The sequence below is a fragment of the Bacillus sp. A260 genome (assembly GCF_009861435.1).
Classification (GTDB): Bacteria; Bacillota; Bacilli; order Bacillales; family Bacillaceae_G; genus Bacillus_A; species Bacillus_A cereus.
In genome coordinates this window covers 2,293,283-2,309,059 of the sequence record NZ_CP046398.1, presented here as the reverse complement: position 1 = coordinate 2,309,059, position 15,777 = coordinate 2,293,283, and the positions used below count along the sequence as shown (strand labels likewise).

Genomic DNA, 15,777 nt, shown 5'->3' with positions numbered 1-15,777 from the left:
TTTACACCCTCTTCTTTGTTAATTTAAGTAATACTTTGCTCAAGCTTTCTTCCGTAAGATCCTCTGCATCAGCAAAATCTGATACCGTAAAAGCAGACTCTGTTGTTGGTTTATTTATAAGTTGACGAAGATGCCTCAACATACCATCTGCTATCACTTGAATTTTTAATTTAGAAAACTGTTCCCTACTATACAGCCAAATAAAATGTAACTTTTCATCCTTCAACATTCCGATAACATCAATTAGATGAGATGGTTTGGAATCTGGAGCATGATCTAAAAATGTAAATCCTGTCTCTTGCATAAACAAAGAGTCCCTTGAAAACACCTGATCAAATTGGCCCAAATAGTTAAAGCTTATTGAAGGCTTTTGCTGATAAAACGGAAGTAATCCTTTATTCAAGTAACGTAAAATACCATAGTCTACTCCGCGATTTGGGATTCGACGCAATTGTTCTTTGACTGCCTTTAACCCTTCAATAGGTGTCTGAGTTCCTTGAAAATTGAGATGAACGGGATAAATACTCGTGAACCAGCCCACTGTCCTTGATAAATCAATACCTTCAATCATCTCTTCTCTTCCGTGTCCTTCTAGATGAATAGAAACGGTTTGCTGATTTGTACAATCGACGATAGCTTGTCCTAATGCCGTTAATAGTACCTCATCAATCCTTGTCTTATGAGTGACTAGAACTTCGTATAACAATGCTTGTGTTTCTTCTATTCCTAAAGTCCTCGTCACTTGATCAATCGATTCTTCTGTCGTTTCTTGTATTGGATAGTCCATTGGAATTTTCATCGTTTCTTTTTCTACTTGTTCATTCCAATAATCCTTTACTTCTTTTGAAATACCCGAATCACTGTATGTCTGAAGTCGTTCAGACCATTCTTTAAAAGATGTACTTTTCGCAGGTAAGCGAATTTCTTGACCTTGTTTCATCTGGTTATATACCACCTGTAAATCTTCCAATAGAATCCTCCATGACACTCCATCTACTACTAAATGATGTATCACCCAGAATATTCGATCATTTTCAGTCAAGTTATCTTCAAAGTACACTACTTTCATTAACGGACCAGTAATTAAATTGAAACTAGCTTGATGAATATTCATCTCTTCTTGTATTATTTTATTCCACTCTTTTTCATTAACTTGATTCCGTTTTACAACATGGAGTACTGACAGCTCATCAGTCCCTTCATTTCTCTGCCTCCACGTTCCGTTTGGTAACTGTTCGTACCGGAAACGTAAAGCATCATGATGTTTCAGTAAATTTAATATCGCTCCCTCTAGTAATTTCACATCCAATCTTTCTTTTACTCTTAAAAGCATTGATTGATTCCAATGCTCTGTATGTGGATGTTCTTGCTCGAAGAACCAGCACTGAATTGGAGTAAGAGGCACATCACCTATCACAATTCCCTGCTCCGCTTGTACTCCCTGCGTTTCTATAGCCACTTGTGCCAGCTCAGCGATAGTTGGGCATTCAAACATTTGCTTTGGAGTAAGTTTTAACCCCACTTGACTTGCTTGAGATATAATTTGAATACTGAGAATTGAGTCGCCACCAATTTCAAAGAAATTATCATAGATTCCCACCTTTTTAACACCTAATACTCTCTTCCAAATGGTAGTTAGTATCTGTTCGTTACTATTCCGAGGGCCAACACATTCACTATTAATCTGCTTTTCCTCCGGCATAGGTAAGGCCTCACGATCAACTTTACCGTTAGCTGTAAGTGGAATAGCTTCCATCGCCACAAATCCCGAAGGAACCATATAACTTGGTAGTTTCGCTTTAAGATACTCTCTCCACGCATCTACATTTCCATCTCCTACAACATATGCTACTAATCGTTTATCGCCCGGCTGATCTTCTCTTACAATTACAACTGCCTCTTTTACATATGCATATGTATTTAAAGTAGACTCAATTTCCCCAATCTCAATTCGGAAACCACGTATTTTAACCTGATGATCAATTCTTCCACGATAATCTAGATTCCCATCTGGCAAATACCTCGCTAAGTCTCCTGTCCGGTATAATCTTGCTTTCAGATCACTACTAAATGGATGAGATATAAAACGCTCTGCTGTTAATTCAGGTCTATTTAAATACCCACGTGCAAGCCCTGCCCCACCAATATAAAGTTCACCATCAACACCTATAGGAACAGGTTGTTGATAAGCGTCTAGTATATACACTTCTAAATCGGGAATCCGCTTTCCAATATTACTTCTTGAAGCCTGCTGCACATCATCTAAAGTAATTGGATAATATGTAACATGAACTGTAGTTTCTGTAATTCCATACATATTAATTAACTGTGGGTTTTTCTCCCCATACCTTTGAAACCACGGTAACAAGCTAGTAGATTCTAACGCTTCTCCGCCAAATATGACATAACGCAGCTGCAAATTTTTATTCTTATCTTCTTGTTCACACACTTGTATTAATTGTCGAAATGCGGAAGGTGTCTGATTTAGAACTGTGACTTCTTCCTCCACCAATAATTGATAAAAATCCTTAGGTGATCGACTAATCCAGTACGGAACAACAACTAATTTTCCACCATATAATAACGCTCCCCAAATTTCCCATACTGAGAAATCAAATGCATACGAATGAAAAAGCGTCCAAGTATCTTTTTCATTAAACTGATACCAACAATCCGTCGATTTAAATAACCGAATGACATTGTGATGTTCTATCATAACGCCCTTTGGATTTCCCGTTGATCCCGAAGTATAGATTACATATGCCAGATTTTTGGGACCGACACTAGAAACCGGCAAAGTCTTACTTTCTTTCCCAATCTCATCTTGATCACGATCCAGGCAAATCGACTCAACATTTTCTGGTAACCAGTTCAATTCTTTTAAACTTTCTTGCGTTACGAATAACTGAATGCTAGCATCTTCTAAAATATATTGAAGTCGTTGCTCTGGATATGTTGGATCAAGTGGGACATAAGCCCCACCAGCCTTCAAAATCCCTAAAATACCTACAATCATCTCGTGGGAACGTTCAACGCACAGTCCAACTAAAGTATCAGGTCCTACTCCTTTTTTCTGCAGATAATGAGCTAACTGGTTTGCACGTCCATTAAGCTCCTTATAAGTAATTTTTTCTTTTTCATACGTAACTGCAATAGCATTTGGATAAATCATCGCTTGCCGTTCGAACATTTCATGAATAGTTACTTGAGGTGGGACATCCAGTTTAGGATTGTTGAACTCAACTAAACTTTTTCTTTTATCTTCCTCAGAAATGATTTCTATTTCAGCCACCTTCTGCTTTGGGTTTTCAAAAATATTTTCCAGTATCACTAGCATAACGTTAAAGAATCGTTCTATCTCTTCCTTAGAAAATAGCTCCTCACGATAATCAATATGTACATGTAAAGAGTCTATATCAATTAGATTTTCAATATGAACTGCAAAATCTTGTACTTCTTCACGGTTTGGAATCCATAGTGAGTCACCACTTTCATCACGATCCCTATAATCAATCGTAGTTCCGAAAAGTCTCACATTACTGTTATTCTCTTTATTAATCTGCTTTAATAACAAATCAAATGGATATTTCTGGTGTCTTAATGATTTACTTTGTTTTCTGGACACTCTACTAATAAATGAAAGTACTTCTTCTTCTGGATCAATATCCATTCTTAAAGGAACTGTACTCACCATCATTCCAATCAATTTTCGTTCCATTTTAGTCATACGGTTGCCGTAAGCCATTCCTAAACCAATATCAAGCGATGAGGTCCACCGATACATGGACAACGAAAAAGCAGCAACAAAAAGAGTATATAAACTATTTTTGTAATCTTCAGAAATTTTTTCTATCTTTCTCTTCAAATGTTCCGTTAATATAAACGTCTCACGTGATGCTTTTGTACTAACTTGGTACGTATTATAAGGCTTCAATCCAGTCACAGATGGCAGTGTTTTAAATTCCTCTAACCAAAATTTTTGATCTTTTTGAAAGCGACTACTATTCAAGTATGTTTGTTCGTTGGTCAGAAATTGAACATATGAATTTTTAATTTCGCCTTCCTCATTCTCGTTATGCATGTCATAATAATATTTTGCAATCTGCTCAGTAAATATTTGAATTGATAAACCATCCATAATAATATGATGAACATTTCCAAAGACTGCACATTCGTTATCGTTTAATTTTATTAAAGCAAAATAGTATAAATTCGAATTAAATAATGTAAATGTTTCTTTTGTTTTCTGCTCAATCCATTCCTCAAGCAAATTTGTATTCTCCACATTACTGAAATCAAAAAACTCAAATTCTTGTTCTTCATGTTTAATAAAATATTGTTTCGGTTCCTGATGCCCATTTTCTTTTAACCTAATGCACAGACCGTCATTTTCACTGATAACGCGATTCACAACTTGGTTTAATTTTGAATAATTCATTTTCCGATGAAGTTTAAATAAAAATCTTAAATTACATATTCCTTTATCAGAATGAATAACTTCTGTATACCATATTCTTCGCTGCGGATGGCTTAATGGATAGCATTCCTCATTGGTCATAAAAATCTTCCCTTCAAAAATTATTTGCTCTTATAGGTTCGTGTTTATGTTTAGCCCATAAATATTTCTGCAGTGAAACTCCAATTACTCCAATAATAACAAGTCCAATCCCTCCATAAACATAGAGTTGAGTTACTCCAAACAAATGCACTAATGGACCACTCATAGCAGGAGAAATAATTAGAACTGCGTTTGTTAAACTGCTTTGTATACCAAATACTCTTCCTACTTGATCTTGATCGGATTCTATTTGTAAAATGACTTGATTAGATACAAGCATCAGCCCACTTCCGATACCAGCGATAAAACTAATTAAATAAGCTAAAACGAAGACCGTACCGGGCGTTATCAAACCAATCCCCCCAAAACCAATTCCCATTAAAACCATACCTCCACATACTACCCAGCCATATTGAAATTGTTTTAATTTCTGAGTTAGTAATGCACCAAGTATTCCGCCAAGACCAATAATAGAAATGATATATCCCATTTTACTTTTATCATGTGGGAATAAGCTCTTAAATAAAGTTGGGAATTGTGAGTCTACTAATTGTAATACTGCCATGGCTATTGTAACGAAAATCATGGTTGATAATATTATCCGATTAGATAACACATAACCCCACCCTTGTACCCAAGCGGTCCAAGTACTTTGTTTTTGCTTTTCAACAAATTCTTTCGATATAGTTTCTTTAAATTTTATTGTGGGTATGAGAACTAAGGTAGCTAATAAACAACTTATAGCTCTTATAATGAGGCAGAACTCTGGTTGAAACCAGCTCAGCAACATGCCCCCTATAAGTGGGCCTACTATCTTTGTACCCTGCTCTACTATTCCGTTGATACTTACTGCTTTAGTAAGCAAGTCCGGGGATACAATCTGTCTTGTTAGTGTTTGCTGTGCAGGATAATAGAAAACAATAAAAATAGAACGAATCATTAATGCCACTAAGAGCCAGTGGATATCTTGTACAAATAAAAGAGCAATTGTTATTAGACCAACCATTAGATTACAGAACATCATAATTGGAATTTTTCTAAAACGATCCGCAATAACACCTGCCCATGAGCCAAAAATAATTCCAGGAAGTGCATATGCAACAGGAATCAATCCAATCATAGTAGGATCTACTTCCCATTCAAACCCAACTATAGTCATAATCGCTAACATATCAATAAAAACACCAAGCATAAGCAATGAATAGGCAGAGAAAACTTGTAAATAAACCCTATTTCCTAATAGGCCTTTTGAATCAGTAGTTTTCATAAAAGCAAGCTCCTTAGGTTACTAATATAAACGCTTTTGCGTATAAGGTACCTCTTTATTAAACCTAATTAATCAGTATTGACACCTCACCTAGAATTTAACTTCGTCAAAACTCAAATCAGTCTTATTTTTCGTATATTTAAAATAGTCAGACAAACGAAAGCGTACCTATTCCTTCATTTTTATATCAACTGTTACAAAATATATCTTTACCTTACACTAATAACAGCTAAACGTTGCCTTAATATAACCCTTTACAGTCGTTTACACATTCAATTCACATCCTTTTTAAAGTTGGCTTTTTTCTATCTCAAATACTATCACACAAATATTTCACCTACTATATTCATAAAGTTGAAATATTTGAATCAGAAAATTCGGATAAAAAACCAAATCCACAAATCATAACAAACTATTATTTAGTTATATTTTCATTTTATAGATAGCTTTAACCATAAGGGTATTAAGAATTAAGTTTTTTAATTTTATTAACATAATAGTTTAAAGAGACCGTAAATCCAACTAAACAAAAAAAATATACAATAAAGTATATTTTTTCTAATCCTACATATTTTCTATGCAAATTAATTCCAATAACTAAAGTTGATAATAAAAATATAATATTACCAATCACTAATGTACTCATAACAAGAATTGAATAATATAGTATTAATACTTCTGCAGCTACTACCTATTTTATTTATTGGATATTTATACTTCAAAAAAAATTACACATCATTCACAATTAAGATACATACCCAAAATATGATTTGAACGTTTTATTATATTTTAAGATAATATAAAATCAGTTTTTCTATAAGAGAACTTAATTTTTATGTAGTACGAAACTGTTAGTAATACAGTATATACTAATTTAGTTATAAAAACATTTAAAGACCACCTATTTCCATAAGTGATCTTTCTTTGTGATTCTGTATTTGTGCACTACTGTAGAAATATATCGTAGAAACGCTTTGTTTGCTAAATGTTTAGTTCTTTCTATTTACTAAAAAACATAGCTTCATACAATTAATATCATATTCGTTACATTGCAAACTATTATTTTGTCTTCTGTACAGGCAAACTACTAAAAATTAATTCAGCAACTTTTACATATCCTTTTGAGTTTGGATGAATTAAATCCTTAGACCAAAGCGTATTGTCATTAACTAAATGATGATTCCAAAAATCAACATGATGAAGCTTATACTCTCTGCTCAGTGAATGTATAACTTCATTTGCCTCTAATAATTGTTCTTTTATTACTTGTTTTTTTTCAGAAGCAAAAGGAAGCCTAACTGTAAAATCGGGAAGGTTTGCTATAATAATATCAGCCCCTGCTTTACTTAATGTATCTATCATAAATTCCATATCGTTCTTATATGCATCATGATTCCAACGTCCTTTTAAAACATCGTTTGCCCCTGCAATGAGACTAACCAAATCTGGATTAAAAGTTAGCGCCTTTTCCAATTGCTGCGATTGAATTTCTTTAGTTACTAACCCACGCTTTGCAAAATTGGCATATTCTATATCATTTTCACACAGTTGAACAAAATGATCTACCCAGCTTTTTAATGCAATTCCCTCAACTTCATCCCCTATCCCCTCTGTAAAACTATCGCCAATTGCTACAAATCGCTTCCACATATGTATTCCCCCTTTATTGTTAACCATATCTATACTATACAATAGCTCACACCGTAATTGTTATTTCTAAGTGGTTTTCGATTTCAATTATATTCCACTTTACTATATTTACATTTAGAATCTAAAATTGACCGATTCCTAAGTATACTTAGGAATCGGTCATATTCATATATTTACTAAAGAAATAAAATCTATCTAGGAATTATACTTTTTTCAAAAAATTTATTGTTCTTTGTTTTGCCCAGTTGATACATTTCTTTTCGATTAAATGATATGAAACTATAGAAAAAAGTAGTGTCATTGCAATGCACAAAGTAAGAAGGAAAAAGATAGGTATCTTTGTATACAATAGTTTAAATAGTACCATCATGATTGGAAAATGACACAAATAGATACTGTATGAAATTTCTCCTAAATATACAAATACACTCTTATTTAGAAATGCTTTTACTTTTAGGTTACTCATAGCCATTATAATAAATATACTAACCCCCATTACGACACCCCAATCTTTTAATAAGAAAGTTGTATCATTACGGGAAAAACCATAAATTAAAATGGAATATAAATATAGGATAACCCCTAATGCAATAAGAAATCCTTTTTTAAATTTTTTCATATTCCTATATGAGTAGATAAGTTTTTCCTGATACTTAAAAAGTAACATTCCAACCATAAACATAGATGTAAAATGCAGTGTATCAGCATAACCATTATAAAATCCTTCAGCTTTCCCAATATGCAACATATTAAGAACAACACTAATTAATGAAAAGCTCAAAGCAAATAGTATCGTTTTCTTCCAATTCAGTTTATAAAAAAGAAGGAATAACAAAGGAAACACAATAGATATACGCATTTCTTGAGCCAATGACCAAATAACTGGATTATAATTTTCCGTAAAAAAGTTATTAAGAAGCACAAAGTGGTTTAGAATATCTAATTTTGTTATAGACCCTTGCCACCTATCATAGAACCAATCCCGTAATCCTACCACTTCATACGACGAAAATAAAATAAATAAAACAAAGGTAACGATTATCCAAAAATAATAAGGAATATAGATTCTTACAAATCTCTTAATTAAATATCCCCAATAATTTGTTTTTGAATGATAAAGTGCTATAGATAACACAAAACCACTTAGTACATAAAAAACGATAACAGCTTCCCCACCCGCCCATAAAAACCTAAGCGGGGAAAATTTAATAGAATTAGGCAACGATGGTAGCATTAAACAAAAATGTCCAAATACCACAGTAAGTGCCGCTAACCCTCGTATCGAATCTAATTCTTTTATTCTCTTACTCATAAAATGTTCTCCTTGTAAAATATAAATCTTGCTGTTCATAAAGGCCACTATAAGAATGTAGTGTAGAATTGTACATATTGTTTCTTTAAATTTCTAATATAAGCAGTACAAAGTTAATTTTACCTCCATTTCTTTATATACATAATTTAAAACAAAACATTTAATACAAAGAAAAGATTTTATTAAATTTTTATAAAGTGAAACATTTAGTTGTATCCTATAAAATTAGCTTTTTATTATATCAATCGCACTATCCCACATACCACTAAAAAAAGATCCTGTTTTACGCATAAAACGTGTAAACCACTTTGCTTGTTCCACATCAGATTTTGTTACAAGGTCTATTTGTAATGATTTACCTGATAAGAACCCAGGATCTGTATTATCTTTAGGCGAAATAATCATTTTACTAATTGTTACACCTTTTTTAATAGGCGCTTCTTGTTCTTTATTCAATACTTTAAATTCTTTTTTATAAATGTCTTTATTGCCCTTCGACATTGGAAGTGAAACAGCTTGCTTCGTTTGAACTACTACATCTTTGTCTTTTGCATTTGCCACTCGAACTGTTTCATATCCTTTTATTACTGAATCTTTTCCATAGAAATTCTTCACTTCAAAATTCGCAAATCCATAATCGTATAATTTCTTTGTTTCATCAAAACGTGCCGTATGAGATTTTGCTTTTATCACTACAGAAATTAGGCGCATACCATTTCTTTCTACTGTACCAGTGAAACAATCTCCCGCTTCTGGAGTCGTTCCTGTTTTCAAACCATCTACACCTTCATATTGCTTAATTAAACCTTTTAACATCCAGTTAAAGTTCGCCATATCAATTGGATATTTACCACCCTCTTGGAATGTTTTTTTAGGGATTTTTGCTGTATTTAATATTTGGGGGAAATCTTGAATAAGACGTTGCGCTAAAATTGCACAATCCCTTGCAGACATTTTATTTTTCTCGTCTAGAGTTGTCCCTTCTGAGTGATATCCTTTTAAATCTTGATTTGTTAAGCCTGTAGAGTTTACAAATTTATAATCTTTCATTCCAAACTCTTTCGACTTATCGTTCATCATTTTTACAAAATTGACTTCTTTACCAGCAATCTGTTCAACTAAAGCAATTGTTGCACCATTTGCAGAGTAAATTGCCATTGCCTCATATAACTCTTTTACCGTATAAGAGCCACCATTTTCTAATGGAACGTTTGATAATGAACGATCTTGCGAAATCTTATGTGCATATTCAGAGATTTTAACTTTTTGATCCCATTTAAGTTTTCCTTTATCCACCGCTTCATGAACTAAGTATTCGCTCATCATTTTTGTCATACTAGCAATTGCCAATGATTCATCTGCATTTTTTTCATATAAAATTTTTCCGGAATTTGCTTCTATTAAAATTGCTGATCCCGCTTCAACGTCTATAGCAGAAACTGTTTCCGCTGCTGCTCTTCCAAATGTAACGAACATGCTAAAAAATAGTGTAAGCACTGTTACTATTGCAATAAATCTCTTGCAAAACATACCTTTCACTTCTGTTACCTCCAATACCTTTGTACTCAAAAAAACCGTTATTCTAACATAATCTCAAAAAAATAGACAGTGTTCTCAAATTATATATACATATTAGACGTTAGGATCGCTTTCATATAGACCATCTCATCCGACACTTTTAGGTGCCCTGATACTTTGTACTCCCACACATATCCCTATTTTTAATCCCCTTATATTTTTCAAAATGATTCGCACTTTCATATTTTTTAGGATTACAATTAATAGACAATCTAGATGCTACATTTGTTCCATATTTACAAAAAATAAAGTGAAACTTTAATCAGTGGGAGTCTTACTGCCCGTTAATGCTTTATTAGCTATCAAGGATTTTAATTATTCAATTCAGCTATTTGCTAGACCTATATTAGAGATGAATTTTATTTAGTCTAAACTATTAGTTTTTTGTAATAAAAAAACTACACCCTATACTGGATGTAGTTTTTCTAACTGATTTATTTATTTTTCACTTCATTTTTATAAAAAGCAAATAATGGTTCGATGGATGGACTAGATAACAGCGGAATTGCCTTCTCGATCAATTTCCTATCCCAATCAAACCAACGCATTTCCATTAACATATTTATCTCTATATCAGTGAATCGTTTCTTTATTTCCTTAGCAGGATTTCCACCAACTATTGTATACGGCGGAACATCTTTACTTACGACAGATCCTGCAGCAACAATTGCCCCTTCACCAATAGTAACGCCAGGCATTATTATAGCATTCATTCCAATCCAAGCATCACTTTGAATGACTGTATCGCCCTTTGGTTCATATGATTGTTTGATTTGCTCAGCGAATGGATATACTGTAATCCATTCTGAGTGATGATTATGATTACCACCCATTAAAATGACTACCCCACTTGCAATGCAAACATAATTCCCAATAATGAGTTTATCAAGATGCCATCCCATCTGTTCAATTGGATTGAAAAGTGCTTGAGACTTAGCATCTCCCCACAAATACCTTACACAGCCATCTTCAAAATTTTGATGGCTATAATAGCCTGAATAATAGGAGTACTCTCCTACTTCAATGAGTGGATTTGTTACTATATCTTTTATATACTTTGTTTCTGACCAATGATTAAATAATGGATACTTCATAACTTTATTCCTCGCTTCTAAGTATTATATATTTTGCTATTTACTTAGAAGCTTACTACGACAGCTACATTTTTTAGCTTTCTCAAACGACGAATCATTATCTTCAAGCCTTTCTTTTATACTAAAAAAAGCATAACGCAATACATTACACTAGTCAAATTGTGTAATTTTGAACACATCTTAAACAGCGTAATACTGCAATAAGAACATGAAAACACTCTAACTTTGATCCAAATAATATATTGATTACATTCAGTTTATATTTTGTAAAAAAATTTTAATTGCCATGACAAAGCAAACAATAACCACTATTGGTCGTATTAATGACGTCCCTTTTGTAAGCACCATCTTCGCTCCAATATACGATCCTATAATTTGACCAAGCATCATAATCAACCCAATTGTCCAATCGATTTGGCCAAAAATAATAAAATATAACAAAGCAGCGAAATTACTTGTAAAATTCAAGATTTTAGCATTTGCAGTTGCTCTCGTAGCACTATATCCACATAAAAGAATGAATGCTAAAGCAATTAAACTACCTGTTCCTGGGCCGAAGAAACCATCATAAAATCCAAGGAATGGAGCCACTGTTAACGCAAACAACAACATACTTATTTTTCTCGGTCGATCTTCGTTTGCTATATTTGGAGATAATAGAAAATAAAGACCAATAATAATAAGTAAAAAAGGTAATATCATGATTAAATATTCTGCTCGTATCTGTAAAACAAGCCATCCACCCAAAACTGATCCCAAAAAGGTCATTAAGATGGACAAACGCATTTCTTTAAGATTAATTTCTTTCTTCTTAATAAAAAACACTGTTGCCATGAGAGTTCCGCTACTCCCTTGTAGTTTATTAGTCGCTATCGCTACAGAAGGAGACATACCTACTAATAACATTATCGGGATAGTTATCATACCACCGCCCCCAGCAATCGTATCTATCCATCCTGCTAATACAGCTACTAAAAATAGTAGTATAAGTAATTCAATAGTAAAATCCATACAAAGAATATGGGGAGGCTTGAGCTATTATAACCCAAACCTCCCCATCGTCCCTCCTCTCTTTAAACTAGTTAATTAAATCTGTAAAGTAACTTTCTTTTTGATCACGTAATCGACTGGAAACGTATTGTCTGCAAACAATTCTTCTTCCATATTTATTGTTTCCAATCGGGATTTTATATTCTTCCTCAGATAACCTTTCCCTACCATGAGTTACATTTGTTTGTTTACCATAGTATGAATTTGGTATAAGTAATAAATCTTCAGATGTAAGTGGAACCTTATAAGTAGGCGTTGTTCGTAAGAGTTCTAAAAACATGTCAAATTTCAATTTTTCTTCTTCACTTTCTCCCACATAAATTAATCTATTTTCCGCTCCATTCAAACAAGTTGCAATAATATCACCATTATCATCTAAAAATATAATTTGGTTTATTTCTCCTACAAATCCCGATATTTCACCATCAGCCATTCCTGCGATATGAGCAATAGGCATTTTACTTACCGCCAATATGTCATCTTTACTGAAGTGATTTTCTTCAAGATGCTTTTGCAGTAATTTTGGCGTTCCAATATGAGTTTGAGTTTTTAAATTTAACACTCCTTTTAATAAAAGAGCATCAACTCTAGTAAATTTTCCACAAGTAATTTCAGACACTATTCGTTCCACGGATTTATTAAGTCTATTTGATACAATTTCTAAATTCGTATTGAATGTTTTCAATCTTGCTTCAATATCTGATTGGTCTTTCATATCTGTATACACTGTGGCATCATTATGTTGATAAAAGTTCCCGCCACCGGTGCTTGCACCGACATTTCGCAAAACTTCATCGTTGTTTAAAGGTGAAATAAGATGAAATCTATTTTTCCCTGCATGTTCGGATGGGTGAATTAAAGCATCATAATTAAAAAGTGTGGCAAAAAGCCATGTGACCCATTCTGCATAAAAATATTTTTTCATTCTATCGTGTTCGTCTTCGCCATAATTAAAACCTCTGCGATTTTCCCCAGGTAATAGTGTTTCCATAGGATCACATGGAGTATTTTTAATAAGAGTAGGTGGTACGTTTCCGCCACAATTCGCTATTTTTATTATATGTAGTAGGTTTTTCATATCTGAATTCGGATTTTTCTTTGAATAGTCAATCAAACAATTAAGCCACTCTTTTGAAAAATATGCTGCTATTTCTTGATCACAAGTATAAGGATTATGAGTTTTCAATTCATTTTCTATCAGATTCTTCATTTTATCCTTCAATACATTAGGAATGCTAATTTCTTCAATTTCTGTAATCTGCAGTATTCCTTTATTCATTATAAAACCTCCGTTGTTTTATTTTTTATACCCTATCTTCTATTAAACAAACTATCCATTTCTTTTTTGCTCCTTCGCTTTTCGTCAGAGCTATTAGAACTACCGATTTACAAATAAAAAACGTGGATTATAAGAGATTTCTTCTTAGGTACATTTCCCCGACGAACCTCTATTGAATTGGTAAATTTAATTTAAAAATCTCTTTCATTTTCTAAAGTTTTCCTAATTTTAAAATCAGAATTTTCAATACAACTATGTTAACATTAAAAATATAACACGAAACCAAAAAATGTAAATGAATAGTTTTTTTATAAAAAATAGTCAGATTATTCATGAAGTAATTCGTATTCCATTGAACGAACTACGGCCCCTCAATTTTATTGATAACAATAAAAAAACCCCTAAATTGATAGAGGAATTTTTTTCAAGTATATTCTATTTTAAAGTTCTTACTTACCTTTTACCCCGCTATTTGCCGGGCAGTCCGATTGGTTCAACTAATAATCAGTGGGGATGAACAAAACTCCCCCTGATTAAAGTTTCACTTTATTTTAAAAGATATTGCTGTAACTTCTTTATTAACAGTTCCATCCCGTTTGGACTTACAATAATCTTCCCATTCGCTAACGAAATATTGCTGTCTGAAATATCCCCTGTAAGTGCACAAGCTCTTGGAGATTGATATTTTCGTAAAATAATCTGGTCCTCTTCTATAAACATTTCAAGAGAATCTTTTTCTACAATTCCTAAACTCCGTCTTATTTCCATTGGAATAACAATACGCCCCATGCTATCTGCTTTACGAGTAATTCCTCTTGATTTCATAAAATGCCACCCTTTATATTTATCTAATATTACGGTATTTATTTTAGCAATAAACAACAATTAGGAATAGTTCGTATTACAGTACTTTTTTTAGAAATAAATAACAATTAGGAATAGTTTATGTTAGAATTCTTTCTTGTTTATTCTTGATTTTTAATATATTTTTCCTTGATCATTTTTATATATTGTTTTCTTTCAGTTAGTTCAAATATAAATAATGCTTTTTTTATGTCTGTTAAACCAACTTCATTAGAGTGCTGAACTTTCAATAAAATTGCACCTTTTTCAAAAAATAATTCACCTAATAAGTATAAAGTATTCATATTTATCGCTAATTTTATACCTATTTCACTATACTTTATTGCTTCTTCATATTGATTTGCAAGGTGTAAACATTTTGTTAACGTATGAATGAGTCTTAATTTGATTTCTTTTTCTCTAGGAAATTCTATCTTATTAAAATTAATTAAACTTTGTTTTAATATATTTATACTTTTCTCATACTCTTCATTTTCTGCATGTATTATAGCAATTGAATTCATTATGCTTATTTCTTTTTCTGATAAAAAGTTACTACTACTTAAGGTTTGTTTTAGTGCTCTATTTAAAATGTCAAAGGCATTACTTGTTGCTCCATTTACATAATATATAGCAATCGCTTCATGCCATAATAGAAATTGTTTATCTTCTTTTGATTGAAAATTATTCTCATCTTTCTCTTTTTTTACTATTTCGTAAAGCTCATTATATTGTTTTTGTTTCACACAATCTCTCATTACACATTTTACATTTTCAATATATTTTATTTTTTTATTTTTGGTTAGTGCGAATATATAATTTGGATCAATACCAAGTCTTTCAGATAATTGATACAACAATATGCTAGATGGATAAATAATACCTTTTTCTATCTTACTAATTTGACTTTGTGAACATATTCCATGACATAATTCAGATTGTGACATGTTTTTTTTCTTTCTAAGTTCTTTAATAATAATACCAAGATTGTAGAATTCCATCTTTCCTCCCTCAAATGTAACACTTTATGAGTATAAGAATATTTCCCAACTTTTAATGTAATGTAAAATTAATATAGTTACAATTACTAATTATATGGATTTATAGTTTCTTTTACAAACTTATATCACAATACGAGAAATTATT

10 protein-coding genes are annotated in these 15,777 nt (G+C 32.2%); all 10 read right to left on the bottom strand.

Features of this window, described 5'->3' with window-relative positions; translation table 11 throughout:
- Position 1 precedes the first annotated feature (1 nt).
- Positions 2–4,558, bottom strand: a complete 4,557-nt coding sequence (locus tag GD442_RS11760) for a non-ribosomal peptide synthetase (protein WP_000180433.1) — start codon at positions 4,556–4,558, stop codon at positions 2–4.
- Positions 4,559–4,571: 13 nt separating this feature from the next.
- Positions 4,572–5,825: an MFS transporter gene (locus GD442_RS11755; protein WP_000858613.1), complete on the bottom strand. Its 1,254-nt coding sequence runs from the start codon at positions 5,823–5,825 to the stop codon at positions 4,572–4,574.
- Positions 5,826–6,884: 1,059 nt separating this feature from the next.
- Complete coding sequence (locus GD442_RS11750; RefSeq protein WP_000265880.1) at positions 6,885–7,475, bottom strand: SGNH/GDSL hydrolase family protein; 591 nt, start codon at positions 7,473–7,475, stop codon at positions 6,885–6,887.
- 202 nt (positions 7,476–7,677) lie between these two features.
- Positions 7,678–8,826 (bottom strand): acyltransferase family protein, encoded by a 1,149-nt coding sequence (locus GD442_RS11745; RefSeq protein ID WP_086408036.1) that lies wholly within the window; start codon positions 8,824–8,826, stop codon positions 7,678–7,680.
- 186 nt (positions 8,827–9,012) lie between these two features.
- Positions 9,013–10,326 (bottom strand): D-alanyl-D-alanine carboxypeptidase family protein, encoded by a 1,314-nt coding sequence (locus GD442_RS11740; RefSeq protein ID WP_000677651.1) that lies wholly within the window; start codon positions 10,324–10,326, stop codon positions 9,013–9,015.
- Positions 10,327–10,799: 473 nt separating this feature from the next.
- Positions 10,800–11,459, bottom strand: coding sequence for a CatB-related O-acetyltransferase (locus GD442_RS11735; RefSeq protein ID WP_000876937.1), 660 nt, complete (start codon positions 11,457–11,459; stop codon positions 10,800–10,802).
- A gap of 252 nt (positions 11,460–11,711) precedes the next feature.
- A complete protein-coding gene (locus tag GD442_RS11730) occupies positions 11,712–12,470 on the bottom strand; it encodes a TSUP family transporter (protein WP_000347994.1) in 759 nt (252 codons plus the stop codon).
- 67 nt (positions 12,471–12,537) lie between these two features.
- Positions 12,538–13,788: a hypothetical protein gene (locus GD442_RS11725; protein ID WP_001032358.1), complete on the bottom strand. Its 1,251-nt coding sequence runs from the start codon at positions 13,786–13,788 to the stop codon at positions 12,538–12,540.
- A 546-nt stretch (positions 13,789–14,334) separates the two neighbouring features.
- Positions 14,335–14,613, bottom strand: coding sequence for an AbrB/MazE/SpoVT family DNA-binding domain-containing protein (locus tag GD442_RS11720; protein WP_000842216.1), 279 nt, complete (start codon positions 14,611–14,613; stop codon positions 14,335–14,337).
- A 140-nt stretch (positions 14,614–14,753) separates the two neighbouring features.
- Positions 14,754–15,632: a helix-turn-helix domain-containing protein gene (locus GD442_RS11715; RefSeq protein ID WP_000397979.1), complete on the bottom strand. Its 879-nt coding sequence runs from the start codon at positions 15,630–15,632 to the stop codon at positions 14,754–14,756.
- Positions 15,633–15,777 lie beyond the last annotated feature (145 nt).

Excerpts from the sequence above, each read along its gene's own strand:
- GD442_RS11760 (WP_000180433.1), bottom strand. The coding sequence starts at position 4,558 with ATGACCAATGAGGAATGCTATCCATTAAGCCATCCGCAGCGAAGAATA.
- GD442_RS11755 (WP_000858613.1), bottom strand. The coding sequence starts at position 5,825 with ATGAAAACTACTGATTCAAAAGGCCTATTAGGAAATAGGGTTTATTTA.
- GD442_RS11750 (WP_000265880.1), bottom strand. The coding sequence starts at position 7,475 with ATGTGGAAGCGATTTGTAGCAATTGGCGATAGTTTTACAGAGGGGATA.
- GD442_RS11745 (WP_086408036.1), bottom strand. The coding sequence starts at position 8,826 with ATGAACAGCAAGATTTATATTTTACAAGGAGAACATTTTATGAGTAAG.
- GD442_RS11735 (WP_000876937.1), bottom strand. The coding sequence starts at position 11,459 with ATGAAGTATCCATTATTTAATCATTGGTCAGAAACAAAGTATATAAAA.
- GD442_RS11730 (WP_000347994.1), bottom strand. The coding sequence starts at position 12,470 with ATGGATTTTACTATTGAATTACTTATACTACTATTTTTAGTAGCTGTA.
- GD442_RS11725 (WP_001032358.1), bottom strand. The coding sequence starts at position 13,788 with ATGAATAAAGGAATACTGCAGATTACAGAAATTGAAGAAATTAGCATT.
- GD442_RS11720 (WP_000842216.1), bottom strand. The coding sequence starts at position 14,613 with ATGAAATCAAGAGGAATTACTCGTAAAGCAGATAGCATGGGGCGTATT.
- GD442_RS11715 (WP_000397979.1), bottom strand. The coding sequence starts at position 15,632 with ATGGAATTCTACAATCTTGGTATTATTATTAAAGAACTTAGAAAGAAA.